Source organism: Sphingobacterium sp. UGAL515B_05 (assembly GCF_033097525.1).
In the GTDB taxonomy this organism is placed as follows: Bacteria; Bacteroidota; Bacteroidia; order Sphingobacteriales; family Sphingobacteriaceae; genus Sphingobacterium.
In genome coordinates this window covers 4,768,625-4,789,911 of record NZ_CP109907.1, presented here as the reverse complement: position 1 = coordinate 4,789,911, position 21,287 = coordinate 4,768,625, and the positions used below count along the sequence as shown (strand labels likewise).

The 21,287-nt window shown below is 38.5% G+C and carries 21 protein-coding genes; 13 read left to right on the top strand and 8 right to left on the bottom strand.

Annotation, left to right across the window (positions count from 1 at the left end; all coding sequences use genetic code 11):
• Positions 1-7: 7 nt before the first annotated feature.
• Both OK025_RS19710 and OK025_RS19705 read left to right on the top strand, forming a co-directional pair.
• The gene (locus OK025_RS19710) at positions 8-2,191 is read left to right on the top strand and encodes a bifunctional alpha,alpha-trehalose-phosphate synthase (UDP-forming)/trehalose-phosphatase (protein WP_317666360.1); all 2,184 of its coding nucleotides are present in this window, start codon (positions 8-10) and stop codon (positions 2,189-2,191) included.
• On the top strand, positions 2,191-4,002 hold the full coding sequence (locus OK025_RS19705) for a glycoside hydrolase family 15 protein (RefSeq protein ID WP_317666358.1): 1,812 nt from the start codon (positions 2,191-2,193) through the stop codon (positions 4,000-4,002). The genes OK025_RS19710 and OK025_RS19705 overlap by 1 nt, the downstream gene beginning before the upstream one ends.
• Before the next feature lie 84 nt (positions 4,003-4,086).
• Here the strand turns inward: OK025_RS19705 and OK025_RS19700 are convergent, their stop codons facing one another.
• The 3 genes from OK025_RS19700 to OK025_RS19690 form a co-directional block, all read right to left on the bottom strand.
• Entirely contained in the window at positions 4,087-4,272 is a 186-nt protein-coding gene (locus OK025_RS19700; RefSeq protein ID WP_075992699.1) for a CsbD family protein, read from the bottom strand.
• Between the two features lie 45 nt (positions 4,273-4,317).
• Positions 4,318-4,590 (bottom strand): hypothetical protein, encoded by a 273-nt coding sequence (locus OK025_RS19695; RefSeq protein ID WP_182981648.1) that lies wholly within the window; start codon positions 4,588-4,590, stop codon positions 4,318-4,320.
• A 175-nt stretch (positions 4,591-4,765) separates the two neighbouring features.
• A complete protein-coding gene (locus tag OK025_RS19690) occupies positions 4,766-5,344 on the bottom strand; it encodes a hypothetical protein (protein WP_075992701.1) in 579 nt (192 codons plus the stop codon).
• Between the two features lie 142 nt (positions 5,345-5,486).
• On the opposite strand from OK025_RS19690, the gene OK025_RS19685 reads away from it, so the two are divergent.
• Entirely contained in the window at positions 5,487-5,837 is a 351-nt protein-coding gene (locus OK025_RS19685) for a hypothetical protein (protein ID WP_317666354.1), read from the top strand.
• A gap of 55 nt (positions 5,838-5,892) precedes the next feature.
• On the opposite strand, the gene OK025_RS19680 is transcribed toward OK025_RS19685, so the two are convergent.
• Positions 5,893-6,144 carry a hypothetical protein gene (locus OK025_RS19680; RefSeq protein WP_153848526.1) on the bottom strand — a complete coding sequence of 84 codons (252 nt, stop codon included), beginning with the start codon at positions 6,142-6,144 and terminating at the stop codon, positions 5,893-5,895.
• Between the two features lie 403 nt (positions 6,145-6,547).
• Here OK025_RS19680 and OK025_RS19675 point away from each other — a divergent pair, with 403 nt between their 5' ends.
• The 3 genes from OK025_RS19675 to OK025_RS19665 all read left to right on the top strand — a co-directional run bounded on the left by OK025_RS19675 (position 6,548) and on the right by OK025_RS19665 (position 8,491).
• Positions 6,548-7,048 (top strand): RNA polymerase sigma factor, encoded by a 501-nt coding sequence (locus OK025_RS19675; RefSeq protein WP_317666352.1) that lies wholly within the window; start codon positions 6,548-6,550, stop codon positions 7,046-7,048.
• 78 nt (positions 7,049-7,126) lie between these two features.
• The gene (locus OK025_RS19670; RefSeq protein ID WP_317666350.1) at positions 7,127-7,318 is read left to right on the top strand and encodes a hypothetical protein; all 192 of its coding nucleotides are present in this window, start codon (positions 7,127-7,129) and stop codon (positions 7,316-7,318) included.
• Between the two features lie 198 nt (positions 7,319-7,516).
• Complete coding sequence (locus tag OK025_RS19665) at positions 7,517-8,491, top strand: hypothetical protein (protein ID WP_317666348.1); 975 nt, start codon at positions 7,517-7,519, stop codon at positions 8,489-8,491.
• On the opposite strand, the gene OK025_RS19660 is transcribed toward OK025_RS19665, so the two are convergent.
• On the bottom strand, positions 8,488-9,693 hold the full coding sequence (locus OK025_RS19660) for an NAD(P)/FAD-dependent oxidoreductase (protein ID WP_088161640.1): 1,206 nt from the start codon (positions 9,691-9,693) through the stop codon (positions 8,488-8,490). The two genes, OK025_RS19665 and OK025_RS19660, sit on opposite strands and share 4 nt — an antisense overlap.
• A gap of 127 nt (positions 9,694-9,820) precedes the next feature.
• Here OK025_RS19660 and OK025_RS19655 point away from each other — a divergent pair, with 127 nt between their 5' ends.
• From OK025_RS19655 to OK025_RS19640, 4 genes are all read left to right on the top strand, one after another.
• A complete protein-coding gene (locus OK025_RS19655) occupies positions 9,821-10,576 on the top strand; it encodes a Ku protein (protein WP_088161641.1) in 756 nt (251 codons plus the stop codon).
• 176 nt (positions 10,577-10,752) lie between these two features.
• Positions 10,753-11,379 (top strand): hypothetical protein, encoded by a 627-nt coding sequence (locus OK025_RS19650; protein WP_088161643.1) that lies wholly within the window; start codon positions 10,753-10,755, stop codon positions 11,377-11,379.
• 166 nt (positions 11,380-11,545) lie between these two features.
• Positions 11,546-13,714 carry an ATP-binding protein gene (locus tag OK025_RS19645; protein WP_317666346.1) on the top strand — a complete coding sequence of 723 codons (2,169 nt, stop codon included), beginning with the start codon at positions 11,546-11,548 and terminating at the stop codon, positions 13,712-13,714.
• A 112-nt stretch (positions 13,715-13,826) separates the two neighbouring features.
• Positions 13,827-14,126, top strand: a complete 300-nt coding sequence (locus OK025_RS19640) for a hypothetical protein (protein WP_317666345.1) — start codon at positions 13,827-13,829, stop codon at positions 14,124-14,126.
• Between the two features lie 8 nt (positions 14,127-14,134).
• On the opposite strand, the gene OK025_RS19635 is transcribed toward OK025_RS19640, so the two are convergent.
• The 3 genes from OK025_RS19635 to OK025_RS19625 all read right to left on the bottom strand — a co-directional run bounded on the left by OK025_RS19635 (position 14,135) and on the right by OK025_RS19625 (position 17,796).
• Complete coding sequence (locus OK025_RS19635; protein WP_317666344.1) at positions 14,135-16,150, bottom strand: glycoside hydrolase family 43 protein; 2,016 nt, start codon at positions 16,148-16,150, stop codon at positions 14,135-14,137.
• A gap of 268 nt (positions 16,151-16,418) precedes the next feature.
• Entirely contained in the window at positions 16,419-17,075 is a 657-nt protein-coding gene (locus OK025_RS19630) for a response regulator transcription factor (RefSeq protein WP_317666343.1), read from the bottom strand.
• A gap of 10 nt (positions 17,076-17,085) precedes the next feature.
• Positions 17,086-17,796, bottom strand: coding sequence for a hypothetical protein (locus tag OK025_RS19625; RefSeq protein WP_317666342.1), 711 nt, complete (start codon positions 17,794-17,796; stop codon positions 17,086-17,088).
• A gap of 369 nt (positions 17,797-18,165) precedes the next feature.
• Between OK025_RS19625 and OK025_RS19620 the strand changes: the two genes are divergently transcribed.
• The 3 genes from OK025_RS19620 to OK025_RS19610 all read left to right on the top strand — a co-directional run bounded on the left by OK025_RS19620 (position 18,166) and on the right by OK025_RS19610 (position 21,273).
• A complete protein-coding gene (locus tag OK025_RS19620; protein ID WP_075992714.1) occupies positions 18,166-18,672 on the top strand; it encodes an RNA polymerase sigma factor in 507 nt (168 codons plus the stop codon).
• Between the two features lie 169 nt (positions 18,673-18,841).
• Entirely contained in the window at positions 18,842-19,564 is a 723-nt protein-coding gene (locus tag OK025_RS19615; RefSeq protein WP_317666341.1) for an SIMPL domain-containing protein, read from the top strand.
• A 374-nt stretch (positions 19,565-19,938) separates the two neighbouring features.
• On the top strand, positions 19,939-21,273 hold the full coding sequence (locus OK025_RS19610) for a GH1 family beta-glucosidase (protein ID WP_317666340.1): 1,335 nt from the start codon (positions 19,939-19,941) through the stop codon (positions 21,271-21,273).
• The last annotated feature ends 14 nt before the right edge of the window (positions 21,274-21,287 follow it).

Sequence of the window (21,287 nt, the reverse complement as noted above, 5' to 3'; positions counted from 1 at the left end):
TATTCTTATGAAGAAAAAGAAGAAAATAATAATTTCAAATAGACTGCCGATACAAATAGAACGAAAAAAAGAAAAATTAATCATCAAGCCTAGTGCGGGCGGACTGGCAACCGGTTTAAATTCCGCCTTTGATACGGATGAAATACTTTGGGTTGGCTGGCCGGGAATTGTTCCCAAAGATGAAGAGGAAAAAGAAAAGATTGTCGAGCTTCTCAAACCGATGAGCTTACTTCCTGTTTTCTTATCAAAAGATGAAATACGTAATTTCTACGAAGGTTATTCCAATGAGGTCCTCTGGCCTATTTGCCACTATCAGCCGAGCTACATCCATTTTGACCGCGAATATTGGTCTACCTATGTCATAGTAAATAGGAAATTTTGCGAGGCTGCGCTTTCTATCGATGCGCCATCCGATTTTATTTGGGTGCAGGATTATCAGCTTATGCTACTCCCTCAACTGTTGCGTTTAGAAAACCAGGAGCTCAACATCGGTTATTTTCACCATATCCCCTTTCCTTCGGAAGAACTCTTTATGAACATTCCGCAACGTAAAGAATTGGTTGAAGGTTTACTGGGAGCAGATCTTATCGGATTTCATACTTTCGCCGATAGTCAGAACTTTCTAAATGCCTGCAAAAAAATACTGCATGTATCGTCTGGACATAACCAGCTCAAGTACAAAGACCGTCATATATTTATAGAATCCTTTCCGATGGGTATTGATTTTGATAAATTCGTCGAAGTCAGCAGTCAGCCTAAAATCCAGTCCATTGCAAGCCAATTCCGGAGCCATTTTCCCGATCAAAAGATTATTATAGCTGTCGATAGGCTCGATTATAGCAAAGGGATATTAGAGCGATTACGTGCATTCCTCACTTTCCTTGAAAAATACCCCGAATGGCATACAAAAGTTGTGCTATATATGCTTATCGTGCCCTCCAGGGATAAGGTATCGCAATACAAAAAACTGAAAGATGAGATTAACCGGAAGGTGAGTGAAATCAATTCCATTTATGGCAATCTAAGCTGGACGCCGGTACTATATTTTTATAAATCGCTTCCATTCGAAGAGCTGGTTGGATTATATGTTGCATCCGATATCTGTATGATTACATCTACGCGAGATGGGATGAATCTTGTAAGTAAAGAATACATCGCCAGTAAGACTTTATCAAAGGGGGTATTGATTTTAAGTGAGTTTGCAGGCGCCTCCAAGGAACTCGTTGATGCCTTGATTATTAACCCCTATAATCGTACAGAAACGGCAGACAGTATTTACCAAGCGCTTAAAATGCCGCCCGAAGAAATTCAGGAACGTACCGATGCCAATATTCAGATTATACAGAAGTTTAATGTGCAACATTGGGTGCAGCTCTTTACCAATCGTTTGGCTGAAACCAAAGCCATACAACGTGACGAATGGGCAAGGCGAATCTCGGATAAGGTGTTGAATAGTATTTCAGAAAGGTATAGCAAAAGTAGCAATAGACTCTTTTTTCTGGACTATGACGGTACCTTGGTCAAATTCCAGAACCATGCCCAGAAAGCAACTCCGACGACCCTGTTGTATAACCTTTTGGATAATATCATTTCTGATCCACTCAATACATTGGTCATCATAAGCGGCCGATCACAAGAGAGCTTATCGTCATGGTTTGACGGTCGATCTTACTATTTAGTTGCCGAACATGGCATTTGGTCAAATTTCCCAAATTTCAACTGGTCGTATAAAAAAGGATTAGCCCTCCACTGGATGCCTGAAGTAAAGAAGCTGATGGAAAAACTGGCCGATCAAACTCCGGGTGCTTATATTGAGGTCAAGCCCTACTCGTTAGCTTGGCATTATAGAAAAGTAGAACTGGGCTTAGGCGAACTTAAAGCAACAGAGCTAAAGGAGACCTTAAACCCAATGCTTAACGACTATGGATTACAGCTACTGGATGGAAATGCTGTCATTGAGGTCAAAAATACAGAAGTTAATAAAGGTAAGGCGGCATTGGAAATCGCAGGACATATAAAAGCAGATTTTATGTTGGCTATTGGCGACGACATTACGGACGAAGATCTATTTAGGTATCTACCTCAATCGACCATAAGTATTAAGGTAGGCAGCAACAAATCTGCAGCAAAATATTATTTAGATGAACAGGAAGATGTTCTTCAGTTTTTAAATCAACTTATCGTAAAATAATGAACGAAAATACAACAGAAAACAGACATATCTACCAATCTGGAATCATTGGAAATTGTTCCTACATAGCGCATGTTGGCATTGACACAAACATATCATGGTTGTGCTGGCCATCTTTTGAAGATAGCTTTGTATTCGGCAGTATGATCGATAAAAATCAAGGTGGAACGTTCAAGATTAGTTCAGAGGAAGCAGTTGTGGAAACCAAGCAGTATTACATCAAAAACTCCAATGTACTCTGCACGGAAATCCATACAGAATCTTATGCGTATCGTATTACCGATTTTGCACCTCGTTTTGAACAATTCGGGCGGTATTTTAAACCGTTGATGCTGATACGCAAGATTGAGCCACTGCATGGTGCTCCTAGCGTCAACATCAGATGTCAGCCGACTGCCGACTACGGCCGCTTGGCACTTAAGCCTACCCGCGGCAGTAACCATATTCTTTATAGCAACGATCAGGTCGGAGAACGGATTCGACTTACTACTGATCTGCCTATTTCACATTTCTTCCAAGAGGAAAGCTGGACCATTATCAGTGAAAATAAATACCTTATACTGACGTATGATGCAGCTTTCGAATCGGCCATTGTAAGCACCTGTGAGGATTTCCTCCATAAGACGCTCAGTTATTGGCAGCGATGGATTAAAAGGTGTAGTATCCCCAACATTTATCAAACAGAAGTTATCCGATCTGCTCTGGTGTTGAAACTTCATCAATATGAGGATACCGGAGCAATTATCGCCGCATCAACCACTAGTCTTCCCGAATATCCAGGCTCGGGAAGAAACTGGGACTACCGTTATTGCTGGGTACGTGATAGTTATTATGTCCTAACAGCCTTGACGCACATCGGTCAATTTGAAGAAATGGAGAGCTTTGCGAATTATATTGCTGGCATCACGCATCGCAACCCTGGAAGACTTCAACCTTTATATGGTATCCTTGGTACCACAGAACTGACAGAGCACATTTTACCTTACCTAAAAGGCTATCAGGATAGCGGTCCAGTACGGATCGGCAATCAAGCTTTTGAACATATTCAAAATGATGTATATGGCCAGGCAATGATTGCCTTGTTACCTCTTTTCACCGACCAGCGTTTTAAAATCCATGAAAACAAGAATGTATTAGGCTGGGTAAATTTCATTCTCGAAAAGATTGAGGCTACTATTGAGGAAAAAGATGCCGGTATCTGGGAGTTTAGAAATTTTGCCAACCACCATTGCTATTCCAATCTTTTTCAATGGGTCGGATGTAAAGCAGCCCTGTTGATTGCGCGCCAAAATGGTTATCAAGATATGGAGGATCGCGCAAATGTCCTCTTAAAAAAAGCAGAAGCTTACATCGAGGCCTGTTATGACGAAGAGCGAAAAGTCTATCAGAATGCTATTGATAGCCGGAATTTAGACGCCAGTACCTTGCAGCTCATCGTCATGGATTACCTTGACCCAAAATCGGAACGCGCCCTTCATCATCTCGAAATGCTGGAAAAGGAATTAAAAGGTGAAAATGGACTTTTCTATCGATATAAGCATCAAGATGACTTCGGCAGACCCAAATCCACTTTCTTAGTCTGTGCATTTTGGTACGTGGAAGCGCTAGCCTGTGTCGGCCGTGTGGAGGAAGCGAAAGAGATCCTGGAACGTTTGCTGACCTACAGCAATCACCTGGGCCTGTTCAGTGAGGATGTTACCGAGGACAATGGCAGCCAATGGGGCAATTTTCCACAAGCCTACAGTCACGTTGGATTGATGAATGCCGTTTATCGTCTTGCCATCAAATTAGATAAACCAATTTTTCATTGACATAAAAACAAAATGTGCGATCAAAATAAATTGATCGCACATTTTTACACGTATAATTGCCAATTAAATGGCCTTGATAAAATATTACAATTTATCCAGCCAGTTTTCTACCTCTTCTTTGGTTTTTCCGGTCTTTTGTTGCAATTTACCCAACAATTCATCTTCTTTTCCCTCTGCATATAGTAGATCATCATCGGTTAAATCTGCATATTGCTGTTTCACTTTACCTTTCAGCTCGTTCCAACGGCCTTTCCATGTTAAATTACTCATAAATGCTCCTTGTTTAAAAAAAATGAATTGTTTGTACTTATATATCTATATTAATGTCTGTTTATAGCTATCAAAATGTTCACAGATCTCCTCCATCCCGATTCGCTTGCCCATCAAGTCTATAAAACGGTTTTTATACAATGAAAATATGTATAGTCCCGTTGCTAAACTTCCTATGACAAAAATACCTTCCAGCTCATTGCTCTTCACAAGCTTGTTGTTCAGGTGGCACTCTTTGAGTAATGGAATGTTATAAGAAGACCATTTCCCCATTCTATCTTTGAGTACCAAACCAATATTTTTTGTCCCTGTCATCATTTCAGCTCCTTTTATTAGCAAAACAGCTACGTTGCTTCAAATGTTTTCTAATTTTTGTCATTTTGAGAAGAATAGGTCTTTCATACATATAAGCAAGTAATTATACGGTGGCGTCCAAAAAAAATGTTTCCAATTGATCAATTGGAAACATGCTGTTAAAGATTGCTATTTTTTGCTAGCGTTTACCTGGTAAATAGATTTGAAAACCTACGCCAACGCCTAAACCACTCGCACCGCTGCCTGTATTAATATTAGCCTTGCTATAATTGTAGCCAAAGGTAGCTTCCAAAGCAACAGTTCGTGTGATAAAATGTGCATATCCAACATTGGCTCCTACCGCCAGCGCGACATCTTTGCCCCTAGAGCTTCCTGAAATACCAATATCTCCCTGTCCAAAAAACCGACCTGTACTTGATCCCGCATTTGGAAAGTAATAACGCACAAATGGCGCTACACCATAGGTCCATTCGTTATCAGCATCTTTTTGAGTTGCCAGACCAAGATTTGCCTGTGCACCAATAGCCAATCCATCGGACACGAAATAACCAGCTCGTGGTTGAAGTGCTACATTAAATGATTTTCCTTCAAAACTATAGCCAAGATTACCGATCGATCCGCCGACCATCCAATTTCCTTGTCGAATAGGTTCAATTCCGACATCCGATGACATCTGTGGCGTGGTTTCAATTTTCTGAGCATGGGCCTGATACCCAATTCCTGCTGTTATTAATAAAAGAAGTGTCAATTTTCTCATAGTATCTCTATTATCTAAATTACTTTAGTTTAATAACAAGGTCGACAAATGAAAAGTTTTAATTTATTCTTAAAATATATCGTTTTGTCATTATAAAAAAGAGAACCAATCAGATTTGGCTCATGTTCCTATTAAAAAGACTATGAATACAGCAATTCAATTTGGCGATACTATTTCAGATTATTCCCGAGAAAGCTCCCTATTCTTGCACGAAATAGCCCCAATGGAAAACGAACCGGACAGCTACAGTCTTAGGGCTTTATTTAGTCCATCCAAAGTTTCGGATCGAGATGCGGTCAATCTCAAACTATACGCTCCAAAAAGTATGGCTGGCCCCGATCCAAGTGAAGAAGAACAACGCGACCGCACTACTAAAGAAAAGATTAATACAGAAGAGGATCAACATAAAGAGAAACCAGATCATTCAGAAGAAGATATTTATGATGCTGATTCAGATCAAAAAGAAAAGGACAAAAAAAACTCCCACAACTAAGGGAGTTTTTTTGGATATAACGAAGCGGTACGGGTGACCTTTGCTAAGTGCTCCTTTAAGGTTTAGATTGTATAGCATTGATACTATCCTTCCTAAGCGTGTCTGCTAAACTGGTATCCTTCTGCATGCTCATTTTTTGTTGCTCGCTTAAATTGTATCTTGTCTCATCGGCAGCGCTCGGCGCGATATTGTCTGCCTGACCACTTCCCTCTGCTGGATTTTTGTTTGGATTTTGGCACGCAAAGAATAGTGTGCTACAAAATAATAACGTTCCCAAAACTACCGTGAATTTCTTGCTCTTTTTCATATTCTATTTGTTTTTGTGATCAACCTTTTTTTCTTAAGAACCACATTCAGAACTTATTAGTTTAATAAAAACTGATAAAAAACAATCATTTAAACTTCTGCTTAAAAAAATAGACAGTTCCAATACTCCACTGTATACAGAAGGATACCCGTAATAAAGACATTTTTTAATGGAACAAATACCCAATTGACCGGCCCCTAATCGGCCGCCTATTTTTATCGGGACGTTTTCAATTGTGTATTCTTGTAGCGTTTAGGCTACAAAACGATCAATACGCAGGTGTACGTATTTTTCCCCTATGCCTGTTTAAACAAGTTTTAGATGAATCTGAAAACGTAAATGTAGCACTTTAATTGCACCTCCATGTATCAAATAAACATCAATCAATTTAACAAACGGTACTATGAGCAATTCCAATTTGAATATTTTAGTCGAGGAAAAAAGAAGTCTTTTGAAACATTTTGCTGGAAAATTCACCAATGATCCCGATGAAAAAGAGGATTTAATTCAAGAGACGCTTATTCGTGCATTGAAATCGATCGATGATTTTATCCGTCATCCAAAATTAATGTCGTGGCTCTACGTTATTATGAAAAATGTTTACATTAACCAATATCGCAAAGCCAAACGTACGAACGACATCCATGAAACATACATCGGTCTGGAAAGCACGAACACTGTAGAATCCAATAAAAGTGACAACAAGTTCATCGCTGACGATATTCAAAAAGCGATGTGTAGTTTGTCGGAAGAAAATTACCAAGTGTTTCAATTATTCCTTGAGGGATACAAATACCATGAGATCGCCAGCTACTTTGGGATGCCAGAAGGTACAATTAAAACCAGAATACACATGACGCGGAAAAAGCTTCAAAAACAGCTTAAAATTTATAAACTAAAATAAAAACAAAATGTATTTTTTGAAGTTATCTACCTAAGGTAATTAAACCAGATAGCTGACAATTCGCTAAATAACAAACATATGAAATCTGAAGTTAAAATAAAAAATCAGCACAATATGGTCATTACGCTGATTATCTGTGGCGGTCCCATTGGAAAAGGAAATGGTAAAACAATTATACAAGCGGAAGTTCCGGAGGTATTAGACAAAAAGCCAATTAAAGCTGATACAGAGAAAGGTAAAAAAGCTTCTTCTGTAGATAAAACAAAATAGGTGGAAATTTACCCATAGAAAGGGTTGCTTTTGTAAAGAAAGCAACCTTTTTTAATATATTTTCATTTTATTTATCTGATAGTCCGCCCCCCACTTTTCTGTATAAAACCTTTGATTTATGTGAATACTACGTATCTTATCTTTTTTGAAAACCAGGGATGCCCCTCTTCAGTTCTTACAAGAAAGATTAAAATTCATATGAAAGTAAAAGCTGGTTATACAAGGAAGAAAATAGGCAAGTCTTTTAAATATTTCGATACATCAGGAACAGAAGTATCTGATAAAAAGATCTTAGAAAGAATAATGAAACTGGTTATTCCACCTAACTGGAAGAATGTATGGATTGCCAAAAGTGCAACCAGTGATCTGCAAGCTTTTGGATTTGATCAAAAAGAGCGTAAACAATATATCTACCATACGAAATTCGTTGACCAACGGCAAGCAGCAAAGTTCAGCAATATTCTTTTTATGGGTAAATATTTGCAAGAATTAAGAAAGATCAGCACTAAACATCTCAAACGTCAGGTCTGGGATATGGATAAATTGTGTGCAATTGCTTTTAAAATTATGGACAGTACATTAATCCGTATCGGCAATAAGCGCTATACACTGACCAATAAGTCATATGGCCTAAGTACACTGGAAAAAAGGCATGTCACCATCGATAACAACAAGATTTCTTTGGCCTACAAGGGAAAAAAGGGCGTTTTTCAGCAAAAGACATGGTCCAATAAGCAACAAGCTAAGCTTTTGGAAGAACTTTTAAAAATGAAAGGAAAAAGGATATTTCAGATTGATAGTGCTACCTGCGAAAGCTCGTTCTGTGGTGCGGCCTTTAATCAGTATCTCCGGGAGAATTCTACGGGCCAGATCAGCTGTAAAAGCATCCGCATTTGGGGAGCCAGTCGAGAAGCTTTTTACCAGCTCGCCCAAACAAAACAGGCAGATACACTTAATGCGCGAAAAAGACAGTTAAACAAGGTCATTAAACATGTTGCTGAGCAACTCGGTAATACAAAGACTGTTTCACAGACATATTATATCCATCCCGACATACAACGTTTATTTATGGAGGGAAGATTCCCCAGCATAAAAAGTAAATTACCGCTCGCGAAATTAGAGGATAAATTATACCGTTTTCTGCTTAAACACACCGCTAAGGCAATTGTTTAACGCCCAAACCTAAACCATTTGTCCAGTGGATGGCGTAGGTTGTTCATCCAGCATGCTGCCATATCCATGGCAGCCACCGAAAATGTGATACCATTTCCACCGAAACCACATACAAAATATGAGTTTTTAAACTTTTCATGTTTTCCGATATACGGCAATCCATCTTTGGTTGTTCCAAATGTACCAGCCCAGGCAAAATCTGCGTGAAAGACCCTATTGGCAATAATTTTGTTAAATGACTTTTCCAATTTAAGTGATTTTGCTGAAATGAGACTATCTCGCTTAACAGGGTCTTTGAATTCTTCATCTTCGCCCCCAATCAGAAACCTATGATCGTCTGTGGTGCGCATATACAGATAAGGTTCAGCGGTATTCCAAATAAGCAGATCGCGATACCGATCATAATTGTCTTTATCGACTTCTGACACGATTGCGAAGGTACTCAATAGATCGACAAATTTTTCAGGAATAAGGTTTGTCGTTTCGTATCCTGTACAATAAATAATTTTCTTCGCTTTGATTTTAGCGCCTGTTGAAGTGGTTACAAGATTATGCCCCGACTTATATAATACAGTGTCTAAGGCTGTTTTGTCGAAAATCAATAATCCCTTTCTAACGTTGTATGCCAGCAGTTCATGTGTAAAGCAAAAGGCATCTATGCTTGCCCCTAGAGCAGAGAGAATTCCAGCATAAGCGCCATATATAGCATAACGATCCTTGATATCTTGTTCCGTCAACCATTTAACGTCAAAACCCGCCGCTTGTCGGGCTTCAAACTCTTGCTTCAACCAGGAGATATCTTTTTTCCTTGCCGCGTAGTAGAGTGATTTTTTTGTTCGGAAACCAGCTTTGGACCGGATTTTCTTTGCGATTTTCCCCAATTTGACAATTGCTTCACCGCAGGCGCTGTAGCTCGCTATTGCGCCCTCTTCACCAATTAATTCCTTTAATCTATACAAAGGCACATCAATTTCATATTGCAACATAGAGGTTGTTGCCGCCGAACTCCCATTTACAATTTCACGCTTGTCAATAAGAATACATTTCTTTCCATCGTTTATGCATTGATGTGCGATCAGGGCCCCTGTAATGCCGCCCCCAACGACAAGAACATCACAGCTATTATCATCTTGCAAGGAAGGGTAACTATTAAGAAGACCGTTTTTTATTAACCAGAAAGGTTCATTTGACTTTAAATCCATTGTAGTAAAAGCATATTGAATGTTTGTATAACTGTTTCTTTCCAGAATAGTTTGGCGGACATTTTATAAAAATTCAAACCATTTGATCATTACCAAGGTTATCCTATTAGCAATTAATAGATTACTTATGCGAGCAATTTGGACCGGGGCTATTGGTTTTGGTTTGGTCAATATCCCAATTAAAATATATAGTGCAACGGAGAGTGCTGCTTTAGATCTGGATATGCTTGATCGAAAAGATCTATCCAATATTAAATTTAAGCGGGTAAACGAACAAACCGGCAAAGAAGTAAAATGGGACAATATCGTTAAGGGATATTTCATGAAAGATCATTATGTCGTATTGGAAGATGCGGATTTTGAAGACGCAAGTCCGGAAAAGACCAAACTTATCAATCTTCATGCTTTTGTCGAACTGACGGATGTGGACAGTATATATTTTGAAACGCCCTACTACCTGGAGCCGCAAAAAGGTGGAGAAAAAGCCTATCAGTTGTTGCTCAAAGCATTGGAAAAAACTAAAATGGCGGGCTTAGGGTCTTTTGTGATGCGAAATGTAGAACATCTAGCCCTTATAAAGCCTTATCAAAATGCATTGGTTTTGAATAAAATACGTTATCAACAGGAAATCAGGGCACTTGATGAGCTTAAATTACCTAACACAATTAAAATTCAAAAAGCAGAAATGGATATGGCTACACAGCTGATCAAGCAACACAGTACATCTTTCGATATCAGCAGCTATAAAAACGAATATATGGACGACCTGCTCAAAATAATCAAACAAAAAGACAAGGGTAAACGTCCTACCATTCGAAAGATGAAGGTAGAGCATACAAAAGCGGACGATTTGCTTGCAAAACTTAAAGCAAGCCTTGGTTAAACAAAATACCCTGTGCCATGATACGTAAACTAAAGTCGGGACAATATCGAATATATGCCAGGCATCCAGATAAAGAGACGAACAGACGTCGGAACCTGGGTACTTTTGATACCCTTGCGGAGGCAAAAAAACACGAGCAAGAAATTCAATATTTTAAGCATAAGAAGTGAAATAAGATGAAGAATATCATACCGGAACAGAAAGAAGGCAAGCACCTGGATTGCTTTGAATCCCTCGAATTTGCAAGTGAGGCTATTGCCGATTTAGCCTATACTTCGGCTATAAACAATCTTAGAAAGGTCAATCATTGGTATGAACTCGCTCAGATTCCTTCCACTGTATTTCAATTAACGACGGGTTATGGTACTCCAATAGATCGTTTACTCGAATTACACGATTATATCAGACTCGATATTCCAGGACCGGGACTTCCCAGTAGTAATGGTTATGATTGGGTGAATGTAGTCAGTCTCATATCAGACAAAACGGACGATTATAGTGTTTTTGCCATAACATTAAAACCTTGCCCCGATCCTAGCCATCCTGGGGATAAAAATACAGCTCATTTTTTTGAAGGGATTTCATCTTCAACCTTTTTGATCGAACAACGGAGGAATAGTATTTTGTTCCAGTACGCCGGAAGAAACGAGATCATCAATGTCGACAATGAAAATATAAGTGATAATGTCAGGAATTATGTCATTGGTCTAGCAGCTAAAATGGGGGCATCTTACCCACAATGGAAATCACTTCTTAAAGGGATGGCTCATGCAATCGCCAAAGAGTTTAATGTTCAGCATTAGTTCCTTCTGCCGAACGGAAATTGGCGGCAGCTTTATTTTAAAAGTTAAAAAAAAACCAATAAGACAATTTTATATAACTTTATAACGTTCTGTTAGCAAAGATTCGATCGATGTTGTCGATTTTTTTTTGTATATTTAGGTGTATCATAAGAAGTTTTGGGGTATTATGAATCATACATTTCAACCGAACAATCAAACCATCATTACGCTTCAATCTTTTGGCAGTCTGGTCATCTTAGATCGACATTTTAATGTCGTTGGGTTAACCGAATCTGTCGTAAATGATCACGACGCCAAAGAGAACCTATTAGGAACTCATTTCTTTGATAGCTTTAGCAATACATTTGGTAAAGCGTTATCCAAAATCAAAAATGCAGTAACTGATCTACTTGAAAACAGGCAGTCGCGCCATATTTTACCCATTAAAATGAGAAAAGAACGTGTCTACGTAAAATTACGAAGACACGATGAATACTTCTATATCGAGTGGGAACAACAACACAAAAAATACATTGCCGCAAAAAAAATAAATGAGCTTAATTTTTTGCTGGATACTATTCAACCGAATAATTGGGACCGTGTTTGTTCGGCCATCAACAAATTACTGAATTACGATCGGGTTTTCGTTTTGCAGGTTCAGGAAACGGGATATAGTTCCGTGATTGCTGAACATACAGCAGATGGACAAGCCCATTTCAGAGGAATGGAGTTCTCGAAAGACTTCATGCCTGAAGAAGTCTTGTCGTACTATCGGAGCTATTCATATCGATATGCTCCCAATATTAATATCGAGGGACAGGAATTCTACTATACTGACGAAGGAATTGATCCGGTCTCGAGTTTATTATCACCTCTACCTGAACTTCATCGGCTTTTTTTAAAAAAGATAAATGTACAAAGCGCCTTGTTTTTTAGAATCTGTATCGATGATGACTTTTGGGGTCTTGTGGTCGCACAGAACGATGAAGAGCGGCTAGTCGATCTGCAGCAGCGAAAACTATGTACGTTTGCCATCCAGGCAGCCACCAGCAAGTATGAGAGCCATGTCAAACAGAATCTGTTGGAAAGAACGGAGCTTCTTAAACTTGCCGAAGAAGAGTTAAAAAGGAGTCTTTCTGAAAATAAAATGGTGAATTGTGCTTTGATACAGCATATGGATATTCTTACCCAGCTGGTCAATGCAGATGGATTGGCCATATTTAATCAGGGCGATGTCTTTAACTATGGTCATTCTCCGCAGAAAGCACAATTTTATGAAATTATTCAATTCCTACAAAAACATACCGATAAAGCCCTCTTCAAAGATTATAACTTTCGGCTGAATCATCAGGATAACTTTAACGATAAACTTGATTTTGCGGGCCTCATGTATCTAAAGGTTGGCTTGGAAAACGATTATTACCTGGTTTGGTTTAGAAAGGAAAACCGCAATCAGGTGATGCAGATGGAGCTGAAAAATGAGCCACATGAAAGCAAACAGCTCAAAATCTGGGAAGATATGCGCTATGACGTTGCCAAACCCTGGAATGATGCTGAAATCAATTTTGTCCTTCGTCTGAATCAGATTATCAAGGAATCCATTTTTGCAAAACTAAAGGAACGTCAGTTGCTGAATGAAGAGCTTCTGAGCTTGAACAATGAGTTGGAAATGTTTACACATACCCTTTCTCATGATTTAAAAAATCCCTTGTCCATCTTAAAAATGGGCATACAGTTTCTACAGCAGCACTCCGACAATATTGATTTTACAAAAATCAATAAGTGGTACCAGAATTTCAGCAGAAGCGTTACAAACATTGAAGATATTATCAACAATATGGTCCAGTTGAGCCAGCACCGTTCTAGCGTTTTAGACAAGGAACCACTTCCTATGGCCTATACAATTCAGCGCATATTTCAAGAAAACAGCATTTTATATAACGTCAATAATTGCCAGCCCACTTTTGGTACCCTATTACCAATTTGGGGCGAAAAAAGTGCCGCGTATCAAATTTTTTCCAATCTAATTATTAACGCAATAAAATATTCGGCACAATCCGAAAGACCTTTAGTGACAATAGATAGTTCTCATGAAGATGACTATACCCATTATCAGATCAAGGATAATGGTATTGGCATACCAAGTGACCACCTGCCCCATATTTACGAAATGTTTACCAGAGCCGACAATGTGGGATCAATACCTGGTACGGGCATTGGGCTTTCGCTGGTGAAACGGATAATGGAACGATTGGGAGGAAGTATAGAAATTGAATCAGAGGTCGGTTTGGGCACCATTGTCCACCTTTACTTCCCGATTGTCAAACCATTTCCTGAGCAAATGCTACTCGATTGATCTTTGTTTCAAATCCTGAAATCTTTCAAACTATTTTCCATCTAATGTTGTTCATTTAAGGAAAGTATACCATCCAATAAAAAGGATTGTACCACTTAAAATGAAATCGAAAATGGAAGAGATATTGCAACATAAAGTAGTAAAACGAGGTTTAATTATTGCCTATTATTTTAGTAACATCTGGTATCGTAAAGGATTGTTCGGGGAACGTACTGTTCCCGATCCAAATGACACTGATCCCATCGAACATCCTGAACCAGATATAGATGAGACAGATCCGGAAGAAGAGGAAAATATCAACTATAAATATAAAGATCTGAGGACAGGAAACAGCACAAGACCTGGAAAGAAATCTCCCGCTACCCAGACCGAAAATGTCGAAAATCGGGCCATATCCAAAAAGACAGATTGACCGATTGGTCAATCTGTAAAGATGTTCAACTGTCCTTTTTCATCAAAAAAAACATCGCTGATAAAAACGATACGCTGATCTCCCGTCTTTAAGGTGCGGCCATGATATACACAGCGGATTTTTCCTTCCTTGTCCTGAAATAAACTATTGTGTCCAGTACCCGAAACCACCCCACCCCTATTGGTATTCTTTTCAATGATTGGATTAGATGCCGATTTTTGATAGCTTCCTAAAGGAGTTGTTGCTGTCGCATAACCAACAGCATAATTGGCTCCTGCAAAATAATTGGCCGAATACATCATATAGTATAATCCGTTTTCTTTGACCAAAAAAGAACCTTCTGTCCATCGTCTATTGACCTCACCTGAAGTAACTGATCTACTTTCCCATTCTGATTGTGCATCGTTCATCGTAACTGGGGGACGCATTAAAAGAACGGGACTACCGATCACCTTCGTCATACTGCTATCCAATTCGACTCCGTATACCCAGCTTTCTTCAATATTTTTATAGCCAAATTTCTTCTCCGCCCAAGTTGCAATTTCCGATTCCACAGGATGTTCGTAGCAGCAACGTGAATAGAACAGATAATTTTTATGGTCTGTATCTCTAAAAACATTCGCGTCAATGATGGGATATCCAGGATCAAAAATAGGTTTCCCGGTCAGATCTTTAAATGGCCCCAATGGACTATCGGCCACTGCAATTCCTATACGATAGTTTTCTAGGTGTTTTTTGGGATTTTCTTTCCAATGAGCACTATAATACATGTAATATTTGTTATTTACACGATAAACTTCAGGAGCCCAGAAATCCTTTTCCCCCCAACCATTCGGCTGTTTGGCATCGTATACTTTTCCTTCCTTTTTCCATGTCTTTAGATCTTTGGAACTATAGGCTATAAATCCATTTTCAGTCCCGCCGGTTCCATATAAATAGTATTGATCCGAAGGTGGATCGAATACAATAAAAGGATCACCAAAGGCTACATCTGTTTGATAGGATTTTCTAGGTTGCCTCGATCGTTGATCTGTGCTTAAAAAGCGAAACTTTGCAGTTTCGAATTGGGGAACCAAGACACCACTGCTATCTGCCACAAAATGAATAGGCACTAAGGCTGTCCGCCGAGGTGCAACTTTTTCATCTGAAAAATGTGTGTGACAGACGTAATACCATTGTTTTCCTTTTTTGAAAATGTCGCCATGTCCAGTTCCGGCAAATCCGCTATTCTTACGGCTTAATGCAGGCTGATCTTCCAATTTTTTCCAGGGTCCATAAATATTTTCAGCGATAGCAACGCCCACAGCGTAGTCCTTATTCCGAAAATCATTCGCCGAATAGAACATATAATAATATTTTCCCTCTCGAATGACGGTGGGACCTTCACTTACTGTCCAGTCGGCATTTGCCGTATTTTCCCAAGGAAGTTCTGCATGGAGACATTCTTTCAACGTTTCTTCCTTTATTCCGGAATAATCTGACTTCAGCTCCGCCACAAAAATTCTATTCCCTTCCTTTAACCTTACATGAAATAGGTATTTTTTCCCATCTTTATCGCGGAATACAAACGGATCAATTTGCTTTTGCCCGATAGCAATTGGCACTTTGTCAGTTTGCTTAAAAGGACCCGTTGGAGCATCACCGACTGCGATTGCAATATGCTCATCGGCTGTGTAAGCCATATAAAACTTACCATTCTCAAACCATACTTGCGGAGCCCAAAACCCCTTTGATCCAAAGATATCGCCCTTTACAGCCGCAAAACCTGAATTAACTCCCTCCAGACTTACCCAGGAATCTAAATCCTTGGACCGATATACTTTAAACCCCTGCTGTTCATGTTGATCACCATTCGTACCGTAGAGGTAATAATATCCTTTGTGATAGAATATGGTCGGATCCGCTTGAAAAATGCCGTTTATCGGTGTGTGCACATTTTCAATTTGGTTGTTTATCGTTTGCGCAGAAGTCCTTTGGACAAAAAACAGCAAGAGAGCAATAGGCAGCAAATATATTTTGTTCATTGATTATAATACATCATAGAGGTGAAAGCCTAAAATTGAATAAATATTTGCTAAAACTGGAGGTAAATTGTATCAATCGAATATCATTTTGTATCAAATTAACAATCTCCTCATAAAATTATCACAATCCATTCCTCTTCTAAGTCCACAAGCCCATAGTATTGTCGAGCCTTATTCTATCCGAAAACATTTCGATATAAACTCCAGGATTACTTACACCACCTATACGTATCAAAATTTTCCTATTCATTTGTCAGGAAAATTTTCGCTAATTCAAAATCCCTCTTTCAAAAGCAAACTTAACCAGATGTGCCGTATTTCTTACACCCGCTTTGTCTATGAGATTCTGACGATGGCCCTCAACAGTACGCTTACTTAAAAAAATCTTATCTGCAATTTCGACATTCGTATAGCCTTCCGCAATCAATTTTAACACTTCCAATTCCCGCTCTGAGATATCAAAATCCGTTTGCATCTCTCCTGGGATCTGTGCATAGCTTTGCCCAGACCTAACCTGATCTAAAAGTATCATGGCTATTTCTTCACTCATATACCGACCACCGTTTGCAATATGATTTAATCCAAAAAGCAATTCGTTATAGCCAACATTTTTAACCAAATAGCCAGCAAGACCAGATTCAAACGCTTCAATGACATAATTAATCTGATTGAGCATGGAGAGTATAACCACTTTAATAGAGGAATACTGTGTGTTTAGGATCTGAAGCAATTCCATGCCGTCCATTTCATCCATACTGATATCCGTTAAGACGATATCAGGAACAGGATTTGTCCTCAGGAAGTCGAGCGCCTCTTTGCCATTCGACGCTTCGCCAACGACTTCAAATCCTTCTTGAGATTCTAATAGTAATTTTATTCCGTTACGTACAACCATGTGGTCTTCAACCAATAGGATTTTTATCATTATTATCTTTTTAAATAGTCAATTTTAGTAAAATACCTGCCGCAAGCGTATCATTCATAATCCGCGCATTGTAGAGCTCGGCAATCTTCATCAAACGCATTGGGCTGTTTTCGAGTTTTGATACCGACAAGGCTCCTCCTTGCTGAAAAAACGGCGATACTTTAATAAGGATGTCAAATTCGATCACCTGCACTGAAATTGAGATTGCCTGTGCGGGTATCTCATCATTTAAGTACTGAAAAATAGCTGTCAAGAGTTTAAATAAATGAACTTGTGACTGTTGATGCAGTTCTCTCAGATGCGGATCAAGTAGCGTATCAATTGTAAAACCAGAACGTTTTTTGTAAGTGGCCACGACTTCATCAACGGCATGGAAAATTCCCAGATCATTTAATATGGGATTATATAGCAATCCAGCTTTATTGCGGATTTCTACAACTAGGGAAGTCAATGAATCACTTAGGCAACGTAATTCTTCAAAATCACCATAGCGATTTGTAAAATTCTGAAGCGATATACGCATTCCATAGAGCTCCTGTGCCAATTCATCACGAAAATACCGTCCTATTTTTCCGAGATCTTCCTGTTGATTTCTAATAATCGATTTATAAAAGTCTTCTTGACTACCGTACCACACCTCCTTTAATTCCGACTGATCTTTAAGACCTTCAGATTGCCCTTTCGGACCATCTGATAAGTCAAAATATGTTTTTTTGTTCACGTCCCCCATATTGTTTTTCATTTCATGTTGTAACTAATAACCAATTTAAGGTACGAACAGTTTTAAAAATTAACATCTATCTAGATAAAAGATGTATCTTTTAAAGTACTACGTATAAATACGTGCATAAAAAAGATAAATGGGGGAATTTAAACAGGAAAACACTTGTTGTTAAAGTAAAAAAGTTCAAATAAAGCACCAATACACTAAGCGATTAATCTTTACAAAACCCTGTATAACAACTATTTAAAATAATAAATAAATCTACTCGCTTGATAACACTTGCCTCAATCCATCCTTCCAAATTGTTTTTTCTAGCATCTTAATTGCAGTGCATGTAGAAAAGATAGACACTTAAAATTTGATAATATGGAAAATACAACAATCGATCAACTGTTTAAGGAAAAAAGACCTACATTAAAATATTTGGCAGCGCAATTTACAAACGATCCGGATGAACGGGAAGATTTGGTTCAAGAGACCATGGTGAGGTCGCTAGCATCTATCGAAAAATTCCTGAAACATCCGAAATTGATGTCTTGGCTCTATATCATTATGAAAAACACGTATATCAATCAATATACACGTAACAAAAGGTTAGAAAATTACAGAAGCGAATACATCAGCACTGGTTATCGCAATGAAATAACAACCAATCGCGGAGAAGATAATTTTGTTGCTTCTGACATTCAGCATGCGCTCAATAATTTATCGAAAGACTATTATGACGCCTTTGCCATGTTTTTGGAAGGATTTAAATATTATGAAATTGCAGAGCACTTACAAATACCGGAAGGAACTGTGAAAACACGTATACACATGGCAAGAAAATCCTTGCAAAAACAGCTTAAAATTTACTCAAAAAGTATTAATTAAAAAAATAGTCCTATTTCAAGAACAAAAAGCAGGTTATAGCCTGCTTTTTGAATTTACACCCCGTTATTTTGGCTAATATTGTTTTAGTCGCTGACCCTACCTCGGGATATATTTATTATATTTAGGGTGAAACTTACTAATTACAATATCACTTTGAACATCATGTAATATGAAAAAGCAAACAATCGCTATGTTTTTTATATGCTTGAGCAGCATAATTTTAATAACGTCTTGTGGTCCGGTATCAAAGGAAAGTGAAAACAGAATTCGTGTAAGTGGCGAAGGAAAGATTAGGATCATGCCCGACCAGGTCACCCTGACCATCAATACGGCTTTCACAAAACCCAGAATGGTAGACGCGGTACGAGAAACACAAGCAACAGTCGACACCGTAATAGCGTTGCTTCAAAAATATGGACATCAAAAAGAAGATATCAAAACGAGTAGCGTGTCTGCAAATAAGGACTATCAATACATTGGTAATACCAATAAATTTATAGGTTATCAAGCACAGCAAACAATCGATTTTGTTTTACATGATTTATCGAAATTCACAGAATTAACGGGAAAATTGTTAGAAACAAAAATTAGTGGAATCGGCTCTATCTCATTTGACCACTCCAAAGCAGACAGTATTTTAAGAGAAGCAGATCTTATTGCATATGATGATGCTTTAAAATCGGCAAAAAAACTTGCATCTAGGGCTGATGTTAAAATCGGGAAACTGCTATTTCTGTCCAATGATGGAAGCGCATCCAACGAATCAACGCAGTACAGAACAGGAATGGCTTTAGAAACATTCAATAAGGGCTATGGCGGTGAAGGTTTTAAAATTGCTCCCGAAGTTTTAGAATTTAAAAGAACAATATTTACAGAATTTGAAATCAAATAAGTGCCAACCGATTCTGTCTCCATTCAACCAGCGTCTTTGATACAATGGTTGAATGAAAAAATAACGCTCGAGGGATAGTGTGTTAGCCGTTACGCGGACGAATTAGTTACCGATATTTATGGAAATTATTTTTTCGTATATTTAACATATAGTTTATATCCAGTTCATATAAGTTCTGTTACTTTATAATGCGATAATTAATGTAGTCAACGGAGTTAATGTATCTATTATGAAAACGATAAACTATTTTTTCCAGCGGATTATATTTAGAATCTTTTTGGGTCGATTCAATTCATTCTATTCTCCATTAAGATTCCACAAAACTTAATTGTTTTTAAAAACGGCATTGAGGTCCGATAATTTTATTTTTGTAAATGCTATTAACCAAAGATGCCTTTGGCAAAGATTTTATTTGGGGAGTTTCTACAGCTGCCTACCAGATTGAAGGAGCACATGATTTGCATGGAAAAGGCCCTTCTATCTGGGATATATTCGTCAAAAAAAGAAACCGTATATTTCAAAATCAACATGGTAATGAGGCCTGTGATTTTTACAATCGCTATGTTCAGGACCTGCATTTGATGCAGGGAATGCATATTCCTAATTACAGATTCTCTTTATCATGGAGTCGTATATTTCCTGCTGGCATTGGTGCGGTAAATCAATCTGGATTGGATTTTTATGATCGTTTGATCGATTTATCCCTTGAGTTAGGGATAACGCCTTGGCCTACCTTATATCATTGGGATCTTCCACATGCGTTGGAAAAGAAAGGTGGCTGGGTAAACCGTGATGTGAAAGATTGGTTTGGAGAATTTGTTTCCAAATGTGTGCAAACCTACGGGGACCGTGTCAAGCATTGGATGGTTCTCAACGAACCTACAGTATTTACTGCTGCAGGTTATTTCTTCGGTGTACATGCACCAGAGCGAAAAGGTTTGGGCAATTTTTTAGCTGCGGCCCATCATGCTGCATTAGCACAAGCTCAAGGTGGCCGAATTATTAAGTCTTTAAAGCCTAATAGCGAAGTAGGAACGACTTTTTCTTGCTCCCATGTTGAACCATTTACGTCGAAAGACAGAGACATTATTGCGGCGAAGAAAGCAGATGTATTGCTCAACCGCCTATTCATAGAACCACTACTAGGAATGGGCTATCCAACGCAAGAGATTAAAATACTGGGTAGAATTGAAAAGTATATGCACGCGAATGATGAGCGAGATCTAAAATTTGATATGGACTTTATTGGCGTGCAAAATTATACACGGGAAATTATACGATACGCCATGTTCGTTCCTTATCTTCAAGCGAAGATAGTGTCGGCGAAAGACCGCAAAGTTGAAATGACCGAAATGAACTGGGAAGTTTACCCAGCCTCCATTTATTATATGCTCAAGAAATTTAGTGCCTACCCTAATATACCCACTTTAATTGTTACCGAAAATGGTGCAGCATTTCCTGATCAAATTGAAAATGGTTTAGTACATGACCCCAAAAGATTGCGCTATTTACAGGAAGCTTTACAGCAGGTTTATCGCGCAAAACAAGAAGGAATAAATGTCAAAGGGTATTTTGTATGGACATTCATGGACAACTTCGAATGGGCTGAAGGATACCGTCCAAGATTTGGGCTAGTGTATGTTGATTTTAACAATCAACAGCGCATCGTCAAGTCCTCTGGACATTGGTACGGAGACTTTTTAAAATAAATGGATGGCTTCTC

Coding starts and splice junctions, on each gene's coding strand:
- OK025_RS19670 (WP_317666350.1), top strand. CDS start 7,127: ATGAAATCTGAAGTTAAAATAAAAAATCAGCACAATATGGTCATTACG.
- OK025_RS19665 (WP_317666348.1), top strand. CDS start 7,517: ATGAAAGTAAAAGCTGGTTATACAAGGAAGAAAATAGGCAAGTCTTTT.
- OK025_RS19690 (WP_075992701.1), bottom strand. CDS start 5,344: ATGAGAAAATTGACACTTCTTTTATTAATAACAGCAGGAATTGGGTAT.
- OK025_RS19705 (WP_317666358.1), top strand. CDS start 2,191: ATGAACGAAAATACAACAGAAAACAGACATATCTACCAATCTGGAATC.
- OK025_RS19655 (WP_088161641.1), top strand. CDS start 9,821: ATGCGAGCAATTTGGACCGGGGCTATTGGTTTTGGTTTGGTCAATATC.
- OK025_RS19675 (WP_317666352.1), top strand. CDS start 6,548: ATGAGCAATTCCAATTTGAATATTTTAGTCGAGGAAAAAAGAAGTCTT.
- OK025_RS19630 (WP_317666343.1), bottom strand. CDS start 17,075: ATGATAAAAATCCTATTGGTTGAAGACCACATGGTTGTACGTAACGGA.
- OK025_RS19685 (WP_317666354.1), top strand. CDS start 5,487: ATGAATACAGCAATTCAATTTGGCGATACTATTTCAGATTATTCCCGA.
- OK025_RS19610 (WP_317666340.1), top strand. CDS start 19,939: ATGCTATTAACCAAAGATGCCTTTGGCAAAGATTTTATTTGGGGAGTT.
- OK025_RS19710 (WP_317666360.1), top strand. CDS start 8: ATGAAGAAAAAGAAGAAAATAATAATTTCAAATAGACTGCCGATACAA.
- OK025_RS19680 (WP_153848526.1), bottom strand. CDS start 6,144: ATGAAAAAGAGCAAGAAATTCACGGTAGTTTTGGGAACGTTATTATTT.
- OK025_RS19660 (WP_088161640.1), bottom strand. CDS start 9,693: ATGGATTTAAAGTCAAATGAACCTTTCTGGTTAATAAAAAACGGTCTT.
- OK025_RS19650 (WP_088161643.1), top strand. CDS start 10,753: ATGAAGAATATCATACCGGAACAGAAAGAAGGCAAGCACCTGGATTGC.
- OK025_RS19615 (WP_317666341.1), top strand. CDS start 18,842: ATGAAAAAGCAAACAATCGCTATGTTTTTTATATGCTTGAGCAGCATA.
- OK025_RS19635 (WP_317666344.1), bottom strand. CDS start 16,150: ATGAACAAAATATATTTGCTGCCTATTGCTCTCTTGCTGTTTTTTGTC.
- OK025_RS19700 (WP_075992699.1), bottom strand. CDS start 4,272: ATGAGTAATTTAACATGGAAAGGCCGTTGGAACGAGCTGAAAGGTAAA.
- OK025_RS19695 (WP_182981648.1), bottom strand. CDS start 4,590: ATGATGACAGGGACAAAAAATATTGGTTTGGTACTCAAAGATAGAATG.
- OK025_RS19620 (WP_075992714.1), top strand. CDS start 18,166: ATGGAAAATACAACAATCGATCAACTGTTTAAGGAAAAAAGACCTACA.
- OK025_RS19640 (WP_317666345.1), top strand. CDS start 13,827: ATGGAAGAGATATTGCAACATAAAGTAGTAAAACGAGGTTTAATTATT.
- OK025_RS19645 (WP_317666346.1), top strand. CDS start 11,546: ATGAATCATACATTTCAACCGAACAATCAAACCATCATTACGCTTCAA.